17 protein-coding genes are annotated in these 20126 nt (G+C 69.8%); 14 read left to right on the plus strand and 3 right to left on the minus strand.

Annotated elements, in window-relative coordinates; genetic code table 11:
- Positions 1–68: 68 nt before the first annotated feature.
- The 4 genes from ACVN90_RS03920 to ACVN90_RS03935 all read left to right on the plus strand — a co-directional run bounded on the left by ACVN90_RS03920 (position 69) and on the right by ACVN90_RS03935 (position 5539).
- The gene (locus tag ACVN90_RS03920) at positions 69–2159 is read left to right on the plus strand and encodes a beta-galactosidase (protein ID WP_475100861.1); all 2091 of its coding nucleotides are present in this window, start codon (positions 69–71) and stop codon (positions 2157–2159) included.
- Between the two features lie 44 nt (positions 2160–2203).
- Positions 2204–3556 (plus strand): ABC transporter substrate-binding protein, encoded by a 1353-nt coding sequence (locus ACVN90_RS03925; RefSeq protein WP_475100862.1) that lies wholly within the window; start codon positions 2204–2206, stop codon positions 3554–3556.
- Positions 3557–3665: 109 nt separating this feature from the next.
- Positions 3666–4625, plus strand: coding sequence for a carbohydrate ABC transporter permease (locus tag ACVN90_RS03930; RefSeq protein ID WP_475100863.1), 960 nt, complete (start codon positions 3666–3668; stop codon positions 4623–4625).
- Positions 4622–5539: a carbohydrate ABC transporter permease gene (locus ACVN90_RS03935; protein ID WP_475100864.1), complete on the plus strand. Its 918-nt coding sequence runs from the start codon at positions 4622–4624 to the stop codon at positions 5537–5539. The genes ACVN90_RS03930 and ACVN90_RS03935 overlap by 4 nt, the downstream gene beginning before the upstream one ends.
- Positions 5540–5620: 81 nt before the next feature.
- On the opposite strand, the gene ACVN90_RS03940 is transcribed toward ACVN90_RS03935, so the two are convergent.
- The gene (locus tag ACVN90_RS03940) at positions 5621–6298 is read right to left on the minus strand and encodes a TetR/AcrR family transcriptional regulator (RefSeq protein WP_475100865.1); all 678 of its coding nucleotides are present in this window, start codon (positions 6296–6298) and stop codon (positions 5621–5623) included.
- Between the two features lie 74 nt (positions 6299–6372).
- Here ACVN90_RS03940 and ACVN90_RS03945 point away from each other — a divergent pair, with 74 nt between their 5' ends.
- The 3 genes from ACVN90_RS03945 (at position 6373) to ppk2 (ending at position 10411) form a co-directional block, all read left to right on the plus strand.
- Positions 6373–7806, plus strand: a complete 1434-nt coding sequence (locus ACVN90_RS03945; protein ID WP_475100866.1) for a purine-cytosine permease family protein — start codon at positions 6373–6375, stop codon at positions 7804–7806.
- The gene (locus ACVN90_RS03950) at positions 7803–9443 is read left to right on the plus strand and encodes an amidohydrolase (protein ID WP_475100867.1); all 1641 of its coding nucleotides are present in this window, start codon (positions 7803–7805) and stop codon (positions 9441–9443) included. Before ACVN90_RS03945 ends, ACVN90_RS03950 begins: the two co-directional genes overlap by 4 nt.
- 152 nt (positions 9444–9595) lie before the next feature.
- Positions 9596–10411 carry a polyphosphate kinase 2 gene (gene ppk2, locus ACVN90_RS03955; protein WP_475100868.1) on the plus strand — a complete coding sequence of 272 codons (816 nt, stop codon included), beginning with the start codon at positions 9596–9598 and terminating at the stop codon, positions 10409–10411.
- Positions 10412–10543: 132 nt separating this feature from the next.
- On the opposite strand, the gene ACVN90_RS03960 is transcribed toward ppk2, so the two are convergent.
- Positions 10544–11026: a hypothetical protein gene (locus tag ACVN90_RS03960; protein ID WP_475100869.1), complete on the minus strand. Its 483-nt coding sequence runs from the start codon at positions 11024–11026 to the stop codon at positions 10544–10546.
- Positions 11027–11414: 388 nt separating this feature from the next.
- Between ACVN90_RS03960 and ACVN90_RS03965 the strand changes: the two genes are divergently transcribed.
- Positions 11415–12662, plus strand: coding sequence for a hypothetical protein (locus ACVN90_RS03965; RefSeq protein WP_475100870.1), 1248 nt, complete (start codon positions 11415–11417; stop codon positions 12660–12662).
- 32 nt (positions 12663–12694) lie between these two features.
- On the opposite strand, the gene ACVN90_RS03970 is transcribed toward ACVN90_RS03965, so the two are convergent.
- The gene (locus ACVN90_RS03970) at positions 12695–13036 is read right to left on the minus strand and encodes a hypothetical protein (protein ID WP_475100871.1); all 342 of its coding nucleotides are present in this window, start codon (positions 13034–13036) and stop codon (positions 12695–12697) included.
- Between the two features lie 129 nt (positions 13037–13165).
- On the opposite strand from ACVN90_RS03970, the gene ACVN90_RS03975 reads away from it, so the two are divergent.
- The 6 genes from ACVN90_RS03975 to ACVN90_RS04000 all read left to right on the plus strand — a co-directional run bounded on the left by ACVN90_RS03975 (position 13166) and on the right by ACVN90_RS04000 (position 19922).
- Positions 13166–13843, plus strand: coding sequence for a response regulator transcription factor (locus ACVN90_RS03975; protein ID WP_475100872.1), 678 nt, complete (start codon positions 13166–13168; stop codon positions 13841–13843).
- On the plus strand, positions 13836–15131 hold the full coding sequence (locus ACVN90_RS03980; protein WP_475100873.1) for a sensor histidine kinase: 1296 nt from the start codon (positions 13836–13838) through the stop codon (positions 15129–15131). The genes ACVN90_RS03975 and ACVN90_RS03980 overlap by 8 nt, the downstream gene beginning before the upstream one ends.
- A 56-nt stretch (positions 15132–15187) precedes the next feature.
- Entirely contained in the window at positions 15188–15940 is a 753-nt protein-coding gene (locus ACVN90_RS03985; RefSeq protein ID WP_475100874.1) for a PepSY domain-containing protein, read from the plus strand.
- Between the two features lie 115 nt (positions 15941–16055).
- Positions 16056–17444 carry an AAA family ATPase gene (locus tag ACVN90_RS03990; protein WP_475100875.1) on the plus strand — a complete coding sequence of 463 codons (1389 nt, stop codon included), beginning with the start codon at positions 16056–16058 and terminating at the stop codon, positions 17442–17444.
- Between the two features lie 99 nt (positions 17445–17543).
- Positions 17544–19586, plus strand: coding sequence for a vWA domain-containing protein (locus ACVN90_RS03995; protein WP_475100876.1), 2043 nt, complete (start codon positions 17544–17546; stop codon positions 19584–19586).
- 9 nt (positions 19587–19595) lie between these two features.
- Positions 19596–19922, plus strand: a complete 327-nt coding sequence (locus ACVN90_RS04000; protein ID WP_475100877.1) for a putative quinol monooxygenase — start codon at positions 19596–19598, stop codon at positions 19920–19922.
- Positions 19923–20126 lie beyond the last annotated feature (204 nt).

The following is a 20126-nucleotide window of genomic DNA, read 5'->3' on the forward strand; positions in this document are numbered from 1 at the left end:
AACATACTAACTCCGCCCTGATGTTTCCGAAAACATCAAACCTCCTCTCGACGACAACGGAGTCCCCGATGCACCTCGACCGATCCGGCATCCTCTTCGGCGCCGCGTACTACGCGGAGTACCACCAGAGCGACCGCGTCGATCAAGACCTCGACCTGATGAAGGAGGCCGGCTTCACGGTCATCCGCGTGGGGGAGTCGGTGTGGTCGACGTGGGAGCCGCGCGACGGCGAGTTCGACCTCGAGTGGCTGCAGCCGGTTCTCGACGGCGCCCACGACCGCGGCATCGCGGTCGTGCTGGGCACCCCGACGTACGCCGTTCCGCCGTGGCTGCAGACCGGGTACCCCGAGATCGCCGCCGATGTGCGAACCGGCGAGCCGATGCCGTGGGGCGCACGCCAGGAGGTCGACTACTCGCACCCCGCCTTCCGCTTCCACGCGGAGCGGGTCATCCGCGCCGTCGTCGGCAGGTACGCCGATCATCCGGCAGTGATCGGGTATCAGGTCGACAACGAGCCCGGCATGGTGCTCTTCCACAACCGCGGTTCGTTCCAGCGGTTCGTGCGCCGACTCGCAGCAAAGTACGGCGAGGTCGACGCGCTCAATCGCGAGTGGGGGCTGACGTACTGGTCGCACCGGCTGTCGGACTGGTCGGATCTGTGGACACCCGACGGCAACTCGCTGCCGCAGTACGACCTCGCGTGGCGCCGCTACCAGGCCGAACTCACGACGGAGTTCATCGCGTGGCAGGCCGACATCGTGCGCGAATACGCGACGCCTGAGCAGTTCGTCACCACGTGCATCGCGTACCCGCGTCCGGCGCTCGACGACGAGAAGCTCGTCGAGGCGCTCGACATCACGGCGGGCAACCCGTACTACGCGATGCAGGATCATCTCGACGCCACGAAGGACCTCGCCCCGGTCACGCCCTGGACGACGAGCGGCGTCCCCGCGATGTTCCGCCAGGCCGACCGATTGTTCTCGTCGAACCAGGGCCGCTTCCTCGTCACCGAGACCGACGCGCAGTCCATCGGCGGGTCCGAGTTCAACCTGCCGCCCTATCCCGGCCAGCTCGCGCAGGCGGCGTTCGCGTTCGTCTCGCGCGGCGCCGCGATGATCGAGTACTGGCACTGGCACACGCTGCCGTACGGCACCGAGACCTACTGGGGCGGCATCCTTCCCCACAGTCTCGAGCCGGGGCGCGTCTACCGCGAGCTTGCGGGCGTCGGCGCGGACTTCGCCGCCATCGGCGACCTGCTCGACGGCTACGAGCCGGACGGCGACGTGGCGATCCTGTGGTCGAACGACTCGCGCTTCGCGCTGGAGTTCTTCCCCACCTTCCCGACCGCGACGGGGCAGCCGGACCGCACCAGCTACACGCGCATCTTCGATGCGTTCCATCGCGGCATCGTCGACGGCGGCGCACAGGCACGGATCCTGCATCCCGACCAGGCGCTCTCGTGGGGCGCGGCGAAGCTCGCCGCACGATTCCCCGTGCTCATCGCGGCCGGGCTCTACGTGGCGACCGACGCCCACCTCGACCTGCTGCGCGAGTACGCCGCGGCCGGCGGCCACCTCATCGTGGGCATCCGTACCGGCTACGGCGACGAAGAGGCACGGGCTCGCGTCAGTGTGGCTCCGGCGCGGCTGACGGATGCTGCGGGCGTGAGTTACGAGGAATTCTCGAACCTGCGCGAACCGCTGCCGGTGCGGGCCGAGGGAGACCTCGAGCTCTCCGATGGCGCGGAGGCGACCCTGTGGGCCGACGGACTCCTGCCGTCCGACGCCGACACCCTCGTGCGCTACGTGCACCCGCGGTTCGGCGACTTCGCCGCGGTGACCAGCCGCGCGCACGGCGACGGACGCATCACCGTGGTCGGCACCGTTCCCTCCGCCCAACTGGCGGCCGACCTCGTCCGCTGGGCCACTCCGGCGCCTGTCGCCGACGCGATCGCGCCGGACCGCGCGCTCCCGGTGACCGTGAGCTCGGGCTCGCTCCCGGACGGCCGCCGCGTGTGGTTCGTCTTCAACTGGAGCGGCGAGCCGCAGGCGTTCACGCCGGCCGTCGACCTGGCCGACGCCGTCACGGCGGACGAGCTGTCCGCCGACACCGAGATCTCCCTTCCGGCGTGGTCGACACGCTGCCTCGTCGGAAGGTGAGCACCCAGGGGATCGCACGATCCCACCGAGAAGAAAGAGCAATCATGAAGAAGGCACGCAGAACAGCAGCGACGCTGACCGTCGGCGCGGCCACGGTCGCGGTGCTCCTCACGGGGTGCGCCCCGAGCGGCGACGACGGCGGCGGCGCGCAGGGCCCGATCACGCAGGAGCAGATCGACGAGGCAATGAGCACTCCGACGGAGCTCACGTTCTGGACCTGGGTTCCCGACATCCAGAACGAGGTCGATCTCTTCGAGGAGAAGTACCCCGACATCTCGGTCAAGGTCGAGAACGTCGGCCAGGGCCTGGCGCACTACCAGAAGCTCCGCAGCGCGATCGAGGCGGGCGAGGGGGCGCCGGATGTCACGCAGGTCGAGTATCAGTACATCCCGTCGTTCGTCCTTCCCGGATCGCTCCTCGACCTCACCCCGTACGGCGCCGACGACCTCGCCGATGACTACGTCGACTGGGCGTGGAACCAGGTGTCGCCCGGCGACGAGGTGTGGGCGATCCCGCAGGACGTGGGTCCGATGGGCAACCTGTACCGCGAGGACATCCTCTCCGCGGCGGGCATCACCGAGCCGCCGGCCACGTGGGACGACTACGCGACCGCCGCGAAGGCCGTCAAAGACAGCACGGGCTCGTACATCTCCAACCTCGGTGCGACGCAGGCGGGTCAGATGATCGGGTTCTTCTGGCAAGCGGGCGTCAAGCCGTTCGGTTACGACGGCGAGGAGACCGTGACGATCAACGTCAACAGCGACGAGGCGAAGCAGGTCGCCGACTACTGGACCGGCCTGATCCAGCAGGACCTCATCTCGACCGATGTCGACTTCAACGACACCTGGTATCAGGGCCTGGCCAGCGGCAAGTACGCCGGCTGGCTGACCGCCGCCTGGGGGCCGATCTTCCTCCAGGGCACGGCCGCCGACACCTCGGGGCTGTGGCGCGCGGCGCCGCTGCCGCAGTGGAGCGCGGGCGAAGAGGTCTCGGGCAACTGGGGCGGGTCCTCGGACGCCGTGCTGGCGTCGAGCGAGAACCCGATCGCCGCGTACGAGCTCGCGAAGTTCATCAACAACGACCAGGAGTCGGCGATGATGCTCGCGACCGAGCAGTTCCTCTACCCGCCGCAGGTGTCGGTGCTCGAGGACCCGGCGTTCGCCGACCAGGAGTCGGAGTTCTATGGCGGCCAGCAGGTGAACAAGCTGTTCGCGGAGATCTCCACGACGGTCGACACCGACTTCCAGTGGCTCCCCTTCATGGACTACGTGTACTCCACCTATGAAGAGACCATGGGCACGGTGATCGCGGACAAGGGCGACATCAGCGACGCCCTCGACGCCTGGCAGGACCAGCTCGTCAGCTACGCAGAGGACCAGGGTTTCACCGTCGAGTGAGACCGAAGGGCGCCCGCTCACGTGGGGCGGGCGCCCTTCGCCCCGGCCGATCGCCCCGCAGTCGCGGCGCGATCCGCCGGCCCGCAGCATCCATTCGAAAGGAGACCCCGTGGCGAATGCATCTGCGCTGCCGACCGCGCGTCCCGCACCGCCCGTGAAGAAGCGGCGCACCAGTCCCACCCAGCGCAAGCAGTACCGCGCCGCCTATCTGTTCCTGCTGCCGTTCTTCGTCGTGTTCCTCACGATGCTCGTCATCCCGCTCGTCTACGCGGGGTACCTGAGCCTGTTCGAGAGCAAGCTCATCGGAGGGGAGGTGTTCGCGGGCCTGAGCAACTACGTCCGGGCGCTGACCGACCCGCAGTTCTGGGGCGGCCTCGGCAGGGTGGCGCTGTTCTTCGTCGTGCAGGTGCCGATCATGCTCGGCCTCGCCCTGTTCTTCGCGCTCGCACTCGACACGTTCCTGGCGCGGGGGTCGAAGGGCATCCGCCTGCTGATCTTCATGCCGTACGCGGTTCCGGCGGTCGTGGCGACGCTGATGTGGGGCTATCTGTACGGCCCGGACTTCGGCCCGATCGCCCAAATGGCGCGGGCGCTCGGATTCGGCACCCCCGACTTCCTGTCACCGGGCAACATCCTCGGGTCGATGATGAACATCGTCACGTGGGAGTTCGTGGGCTACAACATGATCATCATGTACGCGGCGCTGCGGGCGATCCCGGGCGAGCTGTACGAGGCGGCCGAGATCGACGGGGCGGGGCAGTTCCGGATGGCGTGGAGCATCAAGATCCCCGCCATCCGGCCGGCGATCCTCCTGACGGTGATCTTCTCCGTGATCGGGTCGTTCCAGCTGTTCACCGAGCCGAGCCTGCTCAACGCGCTCGCCCCTGACGCGATCACCAACGGGTTCACGCCGAACTACTACGCCTTCAACGTCGCCTTCATCAACCAGGAGCTGAACTACGGTGCGGCTCTCGCGTTCCTGCTGGGGATCGTGATCGCGATCGTGTCGTACTTCGTGCAGCTCGGATCCGAGCGATCCGCGCGCCGTGAGCGGAAGGGGCTGGCATGACCTCCACCGAGACCCGCACGCTGGTCACCGGGGAGCGGCTCGACCGCCCGCAGAGCTCGTACTCCCGCTCCCGCCGGCGCAGCTGGCTGCTGACGATCCTGCTGTGGCTGTGCGTGCTGTACTTCGTGCTGCCACTGTGGTGGCTGCTCGTGTCGTCGACGAAGGACAACTCCGCGCTGTTCTCCACCTTCGGGCTGTGGTTCGGCGGCGAGCTCTCGCTGTGGGACAACCTGCAGACCTTGTTCACGATCCGCGGCGGGCTGTTCACGCGGTGGCTGATCAACACGGTGGTGTACTCCGTGACGGCGGCGGTCGGTGCGACGCTGCTGTCGGCGATGGCCGGCTACGCCTTCGCGAAGTACGAGTTCCCCGGCAAGAAGGTGCTCTTCAGTGCGACCCTGGGCGCGATCATGATCCCGCTGACGGCTCTCGCCCTGCCGACCTACCTGCTGTTCGCGCGGGCCGGACTGACCGACACCCCGTGGGCCATCATCATCCCCTCGCTCGTCAGTCCGTTCGGGGTGTACCTGATGAGGGTGTACGCGGCCGATGCGATCCCCGACACGCTCATCGAGTCGGCCCGCGTCGACGGGGCGGGCGAGTTCCGCACGTTCTGGCAGGTCGGCTTCCGCCTCCTCGGACCCGGGCTCGTCACGGTGTTCCTCTTCTCGCTCGTCGCGACGTGGAACAACTACTTCCTGCCCCTGGTGATGCTGAACACGTCCGACCTGTATCCGATCACCGTCGGCCTCGCGCAGCTGCAGGCCGCCGCGTCGGCGGGCGGAGGCACGCAGGCGCTCTTCTCGACAGTGATCACCGGTTCGTTCGTATCGATCCTTCCGCTGATCGTCGCCTTCCTGTTCCTGCAGCGCTACTGGCAGTCGGGTCTCGCGACAGGGAGCGTCAAGGGCTGATTCCCGCGGGATGACGGATGCTGCGCCGCAGCGTCGTGCGGGAGGCCGGATGCCCCGGCCTCCCGCACTGTCGTGCGCGCGTCAGTCCGCGGGTGAGGCGGCCGTCGCCTCGACGGCGGTCGCCGTTTCCACGGCGGCGCGCAGCGCGCCGGGCTCGAGTCCGAGCGCCCATTCGCTCACGTCGGCGACGACCTCGCGATGGGCGCGGTGGGTCGGCGGCGTCGCGGTGTTCACGTACGAGCCGCCGCCGTCGAGGGCGATGAGGATCCGGATGCAGGCGGTCTCAGCATCCGTGATGGTGAAGTCACCCGAGGCGATGCCGTCCTCGATGATCGCGGTCAGGCGCTCGCGGTCGAGCTCGTCCTGCTGCTGCAGCGCGACGTCGAGCGCCGGGCTGAAGCGGGCGAGGTGCCGCGCGTTGAGCCACATCCGGGCGAGCGGCAGTGAGGCGCCGCGTTCGACGTGCGTCACGAAATGCGCCACGCGTTCCACCGGGGTGCCCGCGGCGGTGAAGAACCGTTCGCGCTCCTGTACGGCGGCGCGCGTGAACGCCTCGATGACGAGCGCCTCGGCGGCGGGGAAGTAGTGCGTGATCAGGCCCGGGCGCACCCCGAGCCGGTCGGCGACGGCGCGCAGCGTGATGCGCTCGAGCCCTTCGTCGAGCGCGATCGCCGTCGCGTGCTCGAGGATCTCTTCCCGGCGTTCCTCGGGACGCTTGCGCGTGCGAACCGAAATCTCACTTGACGTCACGGTGATCATGCTATTGAATGTGTGACCAATAGTCCATTGGGCATGTGACCAATAGCAACGATGCTTCTCCCGGAAGGAACACCGTGACCCATTCACAGACCGAGCTCGATGACGAGTTCGTCGACACCGCGTCGCGTCCCGAGACGCGCGGTATCGAGCTGATCGGCGATGCCGAGCGCCACGGCCGCGCGCGCGACCTCTTCTTCATCTGGGCGGCGCCGAGCGTCAGCATCCTGAATCTGACCATCGGCGCCACGCTCATCCTGCTCGGGCTGGAGCTGTGGCAGGCGATCGCGGTCATCCTCGCCGCCGCCGTGCTCTGGGTCTTTCCGGGCATCATCGCCGGCAGCGGACCCGCGTCGGGCACGTCGGGCTCCGTCGTGACGCGGGCCATGTACGGCATCCTCGGCAACCGGCTCTTCGTCGCGTTCGTCGGGTGGTTCATCGGCGCGGTGTTCCTGTCGCTGACGTGGCTCGCCTCGTCGTTCATGGGCGCGGACCTGCTGCGCCGCATGGGTCTCGAGGACCCGGTCTGGGTGCCCATCGGCGTGACGCTGGTGGTGGCGACGATCACGATCCTCGTCGCGATCTTCGGCCACGGCCTGATCCTGCGGACGTACTCCTACATGGCGGCTGCGCTGTTCGTCATCTTCCTCGGGGTCGCCGCCTTCATCCTGCCGACCGTCGACTGGCAGTACACCGCGCCCGTGGCGCTCGAGGGTCCCGCCCTGTGGTCGGCGATGGCCATCGGCTTCACGATCCTCGCCTCGACGCCGCTGTCGTTCATCAACAGCCCCGACATCGCCCGCTACCTGCCGCGCTCCACGAAGCACTCGCACATCGCGCTGGCGACAGCGCTCGGCGGAGCCGTCCCGTTCGTCGTCTTCACGATCGTCGGCGTGCTCCTGGCCACCGGGCTGAGCGAGGCCGCGTTCGCCGCGGGCCTCGACGTGGCGCTGCTCGACCTGCTGCCGGGGTGGTTCGGCCCGATCCTCGTGATCGGCGTCGTCATCAACACGATCGCCCTGAACGCGATGACCACGTACACCTCGAGCATGGCGCTGCAGGCGATCGGCTTTCGGCTCCGCCGCATCCCCGCGGCCATCATCGTGGGTGCGGTGGGCACGGCCCTCACGATCTACCTCGTGCTGTCGTCGAGCCTCCTCGAGGCCGCGAACCTCATGCTGCAGTTCCTCGTCGTCGTCTCGGGGCCTGCGATGGCCATCTTCGTCGTGGACGTGCTGCTGCGCCGGTACGCGTACGACGGCGTGGAGCTGTTCGACGACCACCCCGGCGGACGCTTCTGGTACTCCGGCGGATGGGGCATCCCGGGCGTGACCGCGCTCTTCGTCGGCGGCCTCGCGACCGCGCTGTGCCTCTCGACCGGCGTCTGGTCGGGCCCGATCGCGGTCGCAACGGGGTACATCGACCTCTCGGTGCCGGTCGGCATGCTCGTCGCCGCCGTTCTCTACGCTGGCCTCCAGCGCACCCCGCTCGGAAAGAAGGGCCGCCCATGATCACCAACTACGTCAACTGTCGCGTCTTCACCGCAGACCCCGACCCCGAGAAGGCATGGGCCGAGGCGTTCGCCGTCCGTGACGACATCATCATGTTCGTCGGCGACGGTGAGGAGGCTCCCGAGGCCGACGCGACCGTCGACCTGCAGGGTCGGCTCGTGCTCCCCGGCTTCACCGACGCGCACACCCACCTCCTCATGATGGGCGCGGCCCTCGGGCAGGTGCACCTCACCGACGCCCGGTCCCTGGACGAGATCCAGTCGCGGCTGCGCGACGCACGGGAGCGGGATCCGGATGCTGCGGTCCTGCGCGGACGCGGATGGCTCTTCGACTCCGTTCCCGGCGGCGCGCCCACCGCCGCGATGATCGACGCGGTGGTCTCCGACATCCCCGTTTATCTCGACGCCAACGACTACCACTCATGCTGGGTCAATCGCGCGGCGCTCGCCGAGCTCGGCATCACGCGCGACACGCCGGACCCGATCGGGGGCGAGATCGCCCGCGACGCCGACGGCGAGCCGACCGGCTTGCTGTACGAGACGGCGGCGGTGCAGTTCGCGTGGGCTCACCGTGACGCCAGCACGACCGACGCCGATCGCGACGAGGCCGTCGAGCGCGCGATCGACGCGTACCTCGCGACCGGCGTCACCGGGGTCGTCGACATGGCGTTCGACGAGTACGGACTCGCCGCCTTCGAGCGCGCCCGCGCTCGGCGCGGCGGCGAGCTGCCGATCCGCGTGGCCGCGCACTGGCTCATCGAGAACACCGGCGACGACGCGAAGAACCTCGCCCAGGTGGCCCGCGCGGCCGCGCTCGCCGCGAGCCCCTTGTCGCCGTGGCTGCGCGTCGTCGGCATCAAGCTCATCCTCGACGGGGTCATCGACGCGTGCACGGCCGCGATGCGCCACCCCTACGCCGATGGCACGAACGCGGGCCCGATCTGGCCGCTCGCGCAGCTCGAGCCCGTGGTCGCGGCCGCCGACGCGGCGGGGCTGCAGGTCGCGCAGCACGCGATCGGCGACCTGGCGAGCGACATCGCCCTCGACGCGATCGAGCACGCGATCGCCGTCAACGGCCCGCGCGACCGGCGACACCGCATCGAACACCTCGAGTACGCCGCTCCCGAGACCGCGGCGCGCATGGCGGCCCTGGGCGTCACAGCGTCGATGCAGCCGGTGCACTCCGACCCCGCGATCTTCGCCAACTGGGCAGAGATGCTCGGCGACGAGCGGGTCGAGCGCGCCTTCCCATGGCCCGAGTACGAGGACGCCGGGGCGCTGCTGGCGTTCTCGACCGACGCGCCGACGGCTCCGCACAGCTCCCTCGCGAACATGTACATCGCCGCAACGCGCGCCTCCGCGCTCGAGGTGGGCGTGCCCGCCACCCACCCGCAGTACGCCCTGCCGCTCGACCGCGCGATCGGTCACGCGACGCGCGACGCCGCCGCGTCGGTCGGCGACGGCCACTGGCGCGGCCGCATCGCCCCCGGCTTCGCCGCCGATTTCGCCGTGCTCGACACCGACCCGTTCGCGGTCGGGGCGGAGGCGCTGCTCGACGCCCAGGTGGTCGAGACGGTCGTCGCCGGGAGGTCCCGGTACGCTGCGTCCGTCGAGCGAAGCCTCCTTCCCGGTCGTTGAGCGAGCCAGGAACGAGCGAGTCGAAACGCCTGGTCCGCTCGACGAAGTCGACGACCTCCGGTGAATCGAGCTCGAAGACCCTCGGAGCGCAACGGACCGGAGCGTCGAGCGGCCGCCCGGCTTCTCCGCGCGCTCGGGTGTACTGTCACCAGATGAGCCCCTCGCGCCTGCCGAAGAAGGTCTACGAGCGCGAGCTGCGGCGACTGCAGGCCCAACTCGTCGACATGCAGGCGTGGGTGCAGGCCTCCGGTGCGCGGATCGTCATCATCTTCGAGGGACGGGATGCCGCGGGCAAAGGCTCGACGATCAAACGGGTCGCGGAGTACCTGAACCCGCGGGTCACGCGCATCGTCGCCCTGCCGACTCCGACGGAGCGCGAGAAGACCCAGTGGTACTTCCAACGCTACGTGCCGCACCTGCCGGCGGCGGGCGAGATCGTGCTCATGGACCGGTCCTGGTACAACCGGGCCGGTGTCGAGCACGTCATGGGGTACTGCACCAATGCCGAGTACCACCGCTTCCTCCACCAGGCGCCGATCTTCGAGCGCATGCTGGTGGAGGACGGCGTCATCCTCCTGAAGTACTGGTTCAGCGTCTCGCCCGATGAGCAGGAGGCCCGGTTCCGGTCGCGCGCAGACGACCCGATGCGACGCTGGAAGCTCAGTCCGAACGACGTGCTCTCGATCACCCGGTGGGAGGACTACTCCCGAGCGAAGGACACGATGTTCGTCCACACCGACATCCCGGAGGCGCCGTGGTTCGAGGTGCCGTCGGTCGACAAGCGCCGCAGCCGGATCAACATGATCTCCCACCTGCTGGCGAGCATCCCTTATGAGCTCGTCCCGCGTGAGGAGGTCGTGATCCCGGTCCGTCCCGATTCCCGCGGGTACGAGCGCCCGCCCCGCAACCTGGAGAACTACGTGCCTGACGTCGCCGCTGAGCTGGAGCGCGCCGCTCACGACGGCTGAGAGCTCGGCCGGACCGCGGCCGCGCACGACGCGGTCGAGCAGGGCGCCGTCGGCAAGGTGCTCATCGACGACACCGGCGACAATCACTGACCGCACGGCTCCGGGGCGGCGGATCGCCGCCCCGGCCCGCGGTCACATCTCCTTGCTCGACGCCTCCGCGAGGCTCTCGGCCATCTGGGCGAACGCCGCCTGCGCGTGCCCGCCCGAAAGCCGCGAGGCGAGCGACGCGAACGCCACCGCGCCCGTGATCTGCGCGGCAGCGACGTCCCAGGGCTCCGGCTGCGGCCCCTCGCCCCGCGGACCGGGAAGCGGAATGGGAAGGCGTCGCGGCCACCCCGTGCCGCACCAGTCGTCCACCACTTCGGCCACCCAGCCGGGCTGGTCCTCGCCCCGGAGGTCGGCTTCGAGCACCGCCGCCGCGATGTAGCCCGACAGCTCGGAGGCCGCCAGCATCCACCGGGGCGGCAGCGGCTGCGGATTGAGCGCCACAGCGTCGAACCTGCTCCCGAGGCGCCCTCGATGGCTGTGCGGCGGGAAGGCGTCGAACATCTCCGGGTTGATGCGCCCCAGCAGGGACAGCATGCGAACAGTGCTGCTGATGTCGTTCCAACTCATCGGTGACTCCTTCTCGGGTGGGTGGATTGCATTTCCACGTTCGTCACACCGCGCCGCTCACCTCTGGACGCGACCGATCGTGACCGAGACCGGGTCGCCGAGTGCTGGTGAGGAACTGCTCATCGGCCACCCCACACTCCCCACCGGTCTTGCGATTCCCGGGACCCGCGATGTGCTCGCGCGACCACCTCACAGATACTCCCGGCAGACCGCACCCGCAAGAGGGTTCGCCGCTGATCCGACCTCGACGTGCCGCACCATCTCAGGCGGCAGCATCCGTTCATCCACTCCACACGTGCCATTCATCGACTTCGCGTCGCCGACGTCGGAGCATGGGTGCAATGCCCGTGCTTTCGCTACTCCTCCTGCGGCGCGAGGACGCGGCTGCGTGAGCCGTCTCGACGCAGAACCCACGTCGGGGGTCGCGACTGCATCACGCGCGGGCGGGATGCGCCGCCTGGCGGCGGTGCCCGCGGTGCGGATCGCGGCGATCTACATCGCCTCGCGCGTCGTCACGACATTGTTGTTCCTCTTGGCGTCGGGGCTGTCGCCGCCGGGTTCCCGGTTCGGCCCCGGTGCCGATCTCGGCAGCTACGTCGTCGCCTGGGACGCGCAGTACTACCTGCGCATCGCGTCGGAGGGGTATCCGCTCGAGCTGCCGTTGACGTCTGCGGGCGAGGTCGCCCAGAACGCGTGGGCGTTCATGCCGCTCTATCCGTGGGCGGCCGGCGTCATCGGCGGAGTCCTCGGGTCGTGGGCGGCGGGCGCCGTGGTGATCGCCGTCGTCGCGGGGTATCTGTGCTGCCTGGTGCTCCGCAGCATCCTGCGACCGGCACTCGATGAGGCCGCGTGCTTGTGGGCCGTTGCGTTCTTCGCCTCGGCACCTTTGGCCGCGATGTTCCAGGTGGGGTACGCGGAGGCGCCTTTCCTCCTCCTCATCATGCTGGGCATCCGCTGCCTACAGCGCCGGCGGTACGGCTGGCTGTACGCGATCATCCCGGTGATGGCGTACACGAGGCCAGGGGTGCTGGCGTTCGCGCTCCTGGTGGGACTCTTCGGCATCCGCCGCTGGCTCACCCGCCGGCGAGAGCCGCTGCGTCGGCGCGAATCGGCGCACCTCGTGGCGCTCGGCGCGCTCGCGACCGCGCTGGGGTTCTCGTGGCAGCTGATCGCCGGCCTCGCGACCGGTCGACCCGACGCTTACCTCGCGACCGAGTTGTCGTGGCGGCGGCTGTGGGTCGGTGACGCCGGCGGATTCGTCCCGTTCGAAGGCTGGCCGCAGGCGGTCGACTATTGGTTCCGCTCGTGGGGAATCGATCCGGTGTGGGGCCTGTGCGCGCTCGCCCTGCTGGTGATCGGCATCGGCGCCGTGCTGGCGTTCAGTCCCCACGTGGTGCGTCTGGGCCCCGAGATCCGGCTATGGGCGGCCAGCTATCTCGTCTATCTGCTCGCCGTCTTCCTGCCGCAGTCGAGCGTGTTCCGCCTGCTCTTCCCGCTCTCGCCGCTGTGGGGCGCTGTGGCCGCCCCGCGCAGTGTGGCCTGGCGGATCGCCGTGCTCGTGGCGTGCACCGCCGGCCAGTGGTGGTGGATCTGGAACATGTACGGGCTCGGCACCGAGTTCTGGCACATCCCCTGATCCACGCGTGGACCCAGGCTCTCGCTCCGCGGTCAGGCCCGAGCGGGATCGGCACCGTCGTCGCGCGACGAGGACTCCTCGTGCGTGGATTCCGCGCTGCCCTCCTCCTCGAGACGTTTGGAGAGCAAGACGATCAGGATGACGCCGAACGTGTCGGCGACGAGGCTGATGTTGTACTCCCAGACGAACCAGATCCAGAACTCCGCATAGTCGAGCGGATCGCCGTGCGTGTTCTGTTCGCCGATCCAGACGTGATGCCCAGTCCAGAGTGCGATACCGGTCTGGACGACGAGGATCGCCGCCAGCACGAGTGAGAGGCTGTGGCGCTGCAGAAAAGTCCCCTGCCGGGCCGCGCCGCGGAAGCTGTATCCCATGGCCCAGGGTCGCGAGAATGCTCGCCGGAGTCAACACCCCTCGCCCCGGGTCCGGAGCGACGATGCCGGTGATGATGACGAACGCGCGCTTCAGGCGGGATTCAGGCGCAGCGGGCCAGACTGGACCCGATGCGGATTCTGGTGGTGGATGACGAGGTGCGCCTGGCCGACGGCATCCGTCGCGGGCTCGAGGCCGAAGGCTTCGGCGTCGATGTCGCCCACAACGGCGTGGACGGACTGTGGCGGGCCCGCGAGACGGCCTACGACGCCATCGTGCTCGACCTCATGATGCCGGGCATGAGCGGGTGGAAGGTCTGCGAGGCGCTGCGCGCGGAGGAGAACTGGACACCCGTGCTCATGCTGACCGCGAAGGACGGCGAGTGGGATCAGGTCGAGGCGCTCGAGACCGGCGCCGACGACTATGTCACGAAGCCGTTCTCGTTCGCCGTGCTCGTCGCCCGGCTGCGTGCGCTGATCCGCCGCGGCGGGATCGAGCGGCCGACGGTGCTCGAAGCGGGGGACCTGCGGCTCGACCCGGGCGCGCGACGGGTGTGGCGTGGCGATGCCGAGATCGACCTGACGTCGCGGGAGTTCTCGGTTCTCGAGCACCTCATCCGCCATCGCGGGCAGGTGCTGTCCAAGCGCGACCTCATCGCCGGCGTGTGGAACGACGACTTCGACGGCGACCCGAACATCGTCGAGGTGTACGTCGGGCATCTGCGTCGCAAGGTCGACCGGCCGTTCGGCCGAGCTGCGATCGAGACCATCCGTGGCGCGGGCTATCGTCTGGCGGCCGACGGTGGCTGAGCCGCGGCGTCGTTCCCTGCGCACGCGCATCACCGCCGCCGCGACGCTGGTCGTCGCCGCCGCGCTGGTCGTCGGTGCGCTGGCGTTCTACGGCATCCTCTCGGTCAGCATCCATGACGCCACCCTGCGCGCGGCCGAGACGCGCGCCGAGCAACTGGCCGCGCGGATCGACGCCGAAGGGCCTTCCGCGGTCGCCGATCTCGACGACGACATCGCGCAGGTGCTCGACGACGACGGGCGTGTCGTCGCCGCATCCGAGGAGGCCGACAGCGGCGACCTGCCGAACGCCGAGGGGACCGTGACCTACGACGACGAGCCGATGATCGTCGTGCGGGAAGACCTCGACGACGGCACGCTGCTCCTCGCCGTGCCGGTGGAGGACGACGAGCAGACCCTCGCGACCGTCGCGGTGCTGCTTGCGGTCGCCGTCGTCGCGGTCGTCGCGCTCGTCGCCGCGATCACCTGGTGGGTCGTGGGGCGCGCGCTGCGTCCGGTCTCACGCATCCGCGCGGAGGTCGAAGACATCACCGCCGACCGCCTCGACCGGCGGGTGGCGGTGCCACCATCGGGTGACGAGATCGCCGCGCTCGCCGGAACGATGAATCGCATGCTGGACCGATTGGATGCTGCCGCCACCGCGCAGCGCCGCTTCGTGTCCGACGCCTCGCACGAGCTGCGCTCGCCCCTGGCGACGATCCGCCAGCACGCCGAAGTGGCCCAGCTGCACCCCGAGGCGACGTCCGTCGACGACCTCGCCGAAGTGGTCCATGACGAGGGGCTCAGGATGCAGCAGCTCGTCGACGCCCTGCTGCTTCTGACCCGGCTCGACGAGCGGGCGGTGCTGCAGCGGGACGACGTCGATGTGGACGACCTCGCGCTCGCCGAGGCGAAGCGGCTTCGCGCCGCCGGCGCGGTCGTGGATGCGTCCGGCATCCACGCGGCCCGGGTGCGCGGCGATGCCCGCCTGCTCGGTCAGCTCGTGCGTAACCTCGCCGACAATGCCGCCCGTCACGCGCGAACGGCCGTCGCGATCGGCGTGCTCGAGCGCGATGGGCAGGTGCTGCTGACGGTGGACGACGACGGTGCGGGCGTTCCGACGGGGGAGCGCGAGCGCATCTTCGAGCGCTTCGTGCGGCTCGACGAGGGCCGCGCGCGCGATGCGGGCGGCAGCGGCCTGGGCCTGGCGATCGTCCGCGCGATCGCGGAGGCCGAGGGTGGCGGCGTGCGCGTCGAGGATTCGCCGCTCGGCGGCGCGCGGTTCACCGTGGCACTGCCGGCGGCACCCTGAACGCCGCTTCAGGATGCTTCAGGTCTGCTTCAGCGACCGCTCGGCACGATCGAAGCATGGACGGTAAGAACAGCACCCCCGAGACTTCTCCCACCCAGCCCCTCGACGCCGGTCAGACCGAAGCGGTCGCCGCGACGCCCACACCCACGCCCACGCCCGCTCCCGCGCCCGCGCCGAAGCGCAGCCGCACGCGCGGCTGGCTGATCGGCGGCGGTGCGGCGCTGGCCGCCCTGGTGCTCGCCGGTGGCGGCATCGCCCTCGGCGCGGAGATGGCCGACGAGGCGGGCGACCTCGCCGCGTCGGCGGCGTCCGACGACAGCGACGACGACTCGCGCGACGGGTCTGGCGACGACTCGAGCGACGACAGCGCCGGCGGCGACGTGTCGAACCTGGGCACGGACTCCGCCGACGACCTGGTCGCGATGATCGACGCCGCATCGGCCGCGGGTGAGGGCGAGCCCACGTCGATCGACCTGAAGCGCGACGGCAGCGTCGAGGTGAAGCTCGAGGCCGAGAACGGCGCGGAGACCGAGGTGCGCGTCGACGCCGCCGGCGAGGCATCCGTCGTCTCCACGGAGTCCGCCGACGACGACGGCGCCCCGCAGGACGTCCTCGACGCCGACTCGATCGCCGCGATCGTGGCGGCGGCGCTCGCCGAGGCCGACGGCCGCATCGTCGAGATCGAGGCCGACGACGACAGCACCTCGCCCTGGGACGTCACGGTCCTGACCACCGGCGGCGAGTTCGTCGAGATCGACCTCGACGCCGAGTTCGCAGTCGTTACCACCCGAACCGACACCGACGACTGAGGATGGACCCACTCGGCGGCCGCCGCGCTGAGGCGCAGCGGCCGCTGCCCGCCGTCACCTGAGGAATTCCTCCGATCCGGCCCCGACCCCCGCGCACCAGGCGTAGCGTGCGGTCATGACGCCTTCGCCCGCGATCACCACCGTCGGCCAGCTCCGCGCATCGAGTCACACCTATCGCCCCGTCCGCATCGAGATGCGCGAGAACCTCCTCGCCGCCCTCGCGAACGGCGACGACCCGTGGCCGGGGATCCAGGGCTTCGACACAACCGTCATCCCGCAGCTCGAGCGGGCCCTCCTCGCCGGCCACGACATCGTGCTCCTCGGCGAACGCGGTCAGGGCAAGACCCGCCTCCTCCGCAGCCTCAGCGGTCTCCTCGACGAGTACAGCCCGGTGATCGAGGGGTCCGAACTCGGCGAGCATCCGTTCCACCCCATCGCCCCGGCATCCGTCCGCCGCGCGAGCGAACTGGGCGACGACCTCCCCGTGACCTGGCGGCACCGCAGCGAGCGGTATGCCGAGAAGCTCGCCACCCCCGACACCTCGGTGGCCGACCTGATCGGCGACGTCGACCCGATCAAGGTCGCCGAGGGGCGTTCGCTCGGCGACCCCGAGACGATCCACTACGGGCTCGTGCCGCGCAGCAACGGCGGCATCGTCGCGATCAACGAGCTGCCCGATCTCGCCGAGCGCATCCAGGTGTCGCTGCTCAACGTCATGGAGGAGCGCGACATCCAGATCCGCGGTTACGTGCTGCGTCTCGACCTCGACGTGCTCGTCGTCGCCACCGCGAACCCCGAGGACTACACCAACCGCGGCCGCATCATCACGCCGCTGCAGGACCGCTTCGGCGCCGAGATCCGCACGCACTACCCGCAGACGATCGATGAGGAGATCGCCGTCATCCGCCAGGAGGCCGACCTCGTCGCGGAGGTGCCTGCGCACCTGCTCGAGATCCTGGCGCGCTTCACGCGCAACCTTCGGGAATCGGATGCTGTGGACCAGCGCTCGGGCGTATCCGCGAGGTTCGCGATCGCCGGCGCCGAGACGATCGCGGCCGCGGCGCTGCATCGCGCGACGCGCCAGCACGAAGAGGTCGCGGTAGCTCGCCCGGTCGACCTCGAGACCGCGGTGGATGTGCTTGGCGGCAAGATCGAGTTCGAGACGGGGGAGGAGGGTCGCGAACGCGCGATCCTCGAGCACCTGCTGCGCACCGCGGTGGCGGATACGGCTCGAGCGCATCTGCGCGGCCTGGATTCCCGCGCTCTCGCGGATGCCCTGCACACCGGCGCGACGGTGATGACGGGCGAGCAGGTTCCCGCGGCCGAGGTGCTGGCCGCCTTGCCGGTGCTGGGCGAGTCGGACCTGTACGACCAGGTGGCGGAGCGGCTGGAGGCGGTGACGCCCGGTGAGCGCGCGGGCGCGCTGGAGCTCCTCCTCGAGTCGCTGTACCTGGAGAAGAAGATCGGCAAAGACAGCGCAGGCGGTGAGACGGTCTATGGATAACCGGAGGCTGCGTTCCCGGCGCCTGTCTCGCTCGTTGAGCGAGCGAAGCGAGTCGAAACGCCCGGGGTCTCCGAGCAACCCACCCCCGAGGCATCCGTAATGCCCCGCTCGTTCCATCGCACCCCCGCGCACACGTCCCGCTACGGCCGCTACGCCGGCGGCGACCCTCTCGCGCCTCCCGTTCCCATCCAGTCCGCGCTCGAGGCGATCGGCCGCGAGGTGATGGAGGGAACCTCCGCCGAGCGCGCGATGCGCGAGTACCTCCGCCGCGGCGACCAGAACCGTCTGGGACTCGACGAGCTCGCCCGGCGCGTCCGCGAGCGCCGCGCTCAACTCACCCAACGGCATCGGCTCGACGGCACGCTCGAGGAGGTCCGCCGCCTGCTCGACCACGCCGTCCTCGAAGAGCGCAAGCACCTCGTCCGCGACGTGAACCTCGACGACGACGTCCGCGCCTTCTCCGAGATGCGGCTCGAGAACCTCCCCACGAGCACCGCAGCGGCCGTCAACGACCTCGCCGACTACGACTGGCAGAGCCCGACCGCGCGGGCCGACTACGACCGCATCCGCGAGCTGCTCGGCCGGGAGCTCCTGGATCAGCGGTTCGCCGGCATGAAGAATGCCCTCGAGAACGCGACGGATGCCGACCGCCAGGCGATCCGCGACATGCTCAACGATCTGAACGACCTGCTCGAGAAGCGCCGGCTCGGCGAAGACACGCAGGAGGACTTCGACGAGTTCATGCGCAAGCACGGGGATCAGTTCCCCGAGAATCCGCAGAACCTCGACGAGCTGCTCGACACGCTCGCCGAGCGCTCCGCGGCGGCGCAGCGGATGCTCAACTCCATGACCCCCGAGCAGCGCGACGAGCTGCTGAGCCTCGCCGAGCAGGCGTTCGGCTCGCCCGACCTCATGCAGTCGCTGTCGCGTCTCGACGACAATCTGCGCTCGCTCCGGCCGGGCGAGGACTGGTCGGGGTCGGCGTCCTTCTCCGGCGATCAGCCGACGGGTCTCGGCGAGGCGACCGGCATCATGCAGGACCTCTCCGACCTCGATTCGCTGACCGATCAGCTCGGCCAGATGTACCCGGGCGCGCGCATGGACGACATCGATCTCGATGCGCTCGAGCGGCTCATGGGCGAGGACGCCGCCGTCAGTGCGCGCACGCTGCGCGAGCTGGAGCAGGAGCTGCGAGATACCGGGATGCTGCAGCGCGCGTCCGACGGGCAGCTCAGACTGACCCCGCGGGCGATGCGGCAGCTCGGGCGTGCGTTGCTGCGGGACATCGCGACGCGGCAGTCGGGGCGTTCGGGTCGTCGCGAGACGCGGAACGTGGGCGCCGCCGGCGACCGCACCGGTTCGACGCGGGAGTGGGCGTTCGGCGACACCGAGCCGTGGGACATCCCGCGCACGGTGTCGAACGCGGTGCTGCGGACGGTGCTCGATGGGGGAGAGGTGTCCACCGGAGTGCGGCTCGACACCCGCGATGTCGAGGTGGTCGAGACCGAGGACCGCACCCAGGCGGCGGTCGCGCTGCTGGTGGACACGTCGTTCTCGATGGCGATGGACGGTCGGTGGGTGCCGATGAAGCGCACGGCGCTGGCGCTGCATCACCTGATCTCCACGCGCTTCCGGGGCGACAAGCTGCAGCTCATCGCGTTCGCCCGTCACGCCGAGGTGATCGACATCGAGCAGCTCACGGCGAAGGACGCCGTGTGGGACAAGGGCACGAACCTGCAGCACGCGCTGCTCCTCGCACAGCGGCACTTCCGCAAGAATCCGGCGGCGCAGCCGGTGCTGCTGATCGTGACGGACGGCGAGCCGACGTCGCACCTGCGTCCTGACGGGAGCGTGTTCTTCGCGTACCCGCCGGACTCGCGGACGGTCGCGGTCACGGTGCGCGAACTCGACAACGTGCAGCGGCTCGGCGCGCAGACGACCTTCTTCCGCCTGGGCGAGGATCCCGGGCTGGCCCGGTTCATCGACGCCCTTGCCCGCCGGGCCGGCGGGCATGTCGTGGCGCCGGAGCTGGATGACCTGGGGCGCGCGGTGGTCGACAGCTACCTCGGCGCGCGGCACACCGGGCGCGGGACGCCGGAGGACTTCGGCGACATGCTCCACGGCAGATCGTGGTGGTGGTGAGAGCGCGACATGTCGCAGAACACGCAGGCCGTGGTGGTCGTGACGGTGTTCACCCCGCGGCCGGAGGTCAAGAGGGAGCTCATCGAGGCGCTGCGCGAATACCTTCCTGAGGTGCATCGCGAGGAGGGGTGCCTTCTGTACGCCATCCACGTCGCCGAGGACGGGACGATCGTGCTGATCGAGAAGTGGACCTCGCGAGCGGACCTCGACCGCCATGACGAGACGCCGGCGCTCGCCGAGCTCGACCGCCGGATCGCTCCGTTCGTCGCCGCACCGACGACGTGGACGACGATGGCCCCGCTCCTGCTCGAGCTCGGACCCGCCGCTGCGCTCTGAGCGCTCGTCGGTGCGCCTGCAGGTCGCCTGACGATGCATCACAACTCGAGCCGCAGCCACGCTGCGCCGGCAGCGAATCGGAAGGCTTGGGCGCCGGGTTTCAAACCCGCGAGTTCAAGAAGGCTCGCGTCACCGTCGAGCAGGTGAAATGTATGGGCCTTGCCCCAGTCGCTCACCCCGAAGTGGTCTCCGTCGCCACAGGCG

The organism is Microbacterium sp. F01 (genome assembly GCF_056156365.1).

What these genes read in the sequence shown, in the direction of transcription:
- ACVN90_RS03985 (WP_475100874.1), top strand. Translation starts at nt 15,188, where the DNA reads ATGGACGGTAAGAACAGCACCCCCGAGACTTCTCCCACCCAGCCCCTC.
- ACVN90_RS03920 (WP_475100861.1), top strand. Translation starts at nt 69, where the DNA reads ATGCACCTCGACCGATCCGGCATCCTCTTCGGCGCCGCGTACTACGCG.
- ACVN90_RS03950 (WP_475100867.1), top strand. Translation starts at nt 7,803, where the DNA reads ATGATCACCAACTACGTCAACTGTCGCGTCTTCACCGCAGACCCCGAC.
- ACVN90_RS03990 (WP_475100875.1), top strand. Translation starts at nt 16,056, where the DNA reads ATGACGCCTTCGCCCGCGATCACCACCGTCGGCCAGCTCCGCGCATCG.
- ppk2 (WP_475100868.1), top strand. Translation starts at nt 9,596, where the DNA reads ATGAGCCCCTCGCGCCTGCCGAAGAAGGTCTACGAGCGCGAGCTGCGG.
- ACVN90_RS03940 (WP_475100865.1), bottom strand. Translation starts at nt 6,298, where the DNA reads ATGATCACCGTGACGTCAAGTGAGATTTCGGTTCGCACGCGCAAGCGT.
- ACVN90_RS03970 (WP_475100871.1), bottom strand. Translation starts at nt 13,036, where the DNA reads ATGGGATACAGCTTCCGCGGCGCGGCCCGGCAGGGGACTTTTCTGCAG.
- ACVN90_RS03995 (WP_475100876.1), top strand. Translation starts at nt 17,544, where the DNA reads ATGCCCCGCTCGTTCCATCGCACCCCCGCGCACACGTCCCGCTACGGC.
- ACVN90_RS03960 (WP_475100869.1), bottom strand. Translation starts at nt 11,026, where the DNA reads ATGAGTTGGAACGACATCAGCAGCACTGTTCGCATGCTGTCCCTGCTG.
- ACVN90_RS03925 (WP_475100862.1), top strand. Translation starts at nt 2,204, where the DNA reads ATGAAGAAGGCACGCAGAACAGCAGCGACGCTGACCGTCGGCGCGGCC.
- ACVN90_RS03975 (WP_475100872.1), top strand. Translation starts at nt 13,166, where the DNA reads ATGCGGATTCTGGTGGTGGATGACGAGGTGCGCCTGGCCGACGGCATC.
- ACVN90_RS04000 (WP_475100877.1), top strand. Translation starts at nt 19,596, where the DNA reads ATGTCGCAGAACACGCAGGCCGTGGTGGTCGTGACGGTGTTCACCCCG.
- ACVN90_RS03935 (WP_475100864.1), top strand. Translation starts at nt 4,622, where the DNA reads ATGACCTCCACCGAGACCCGCACGCTGGTCACCGGGGAGCGGCTCGAC.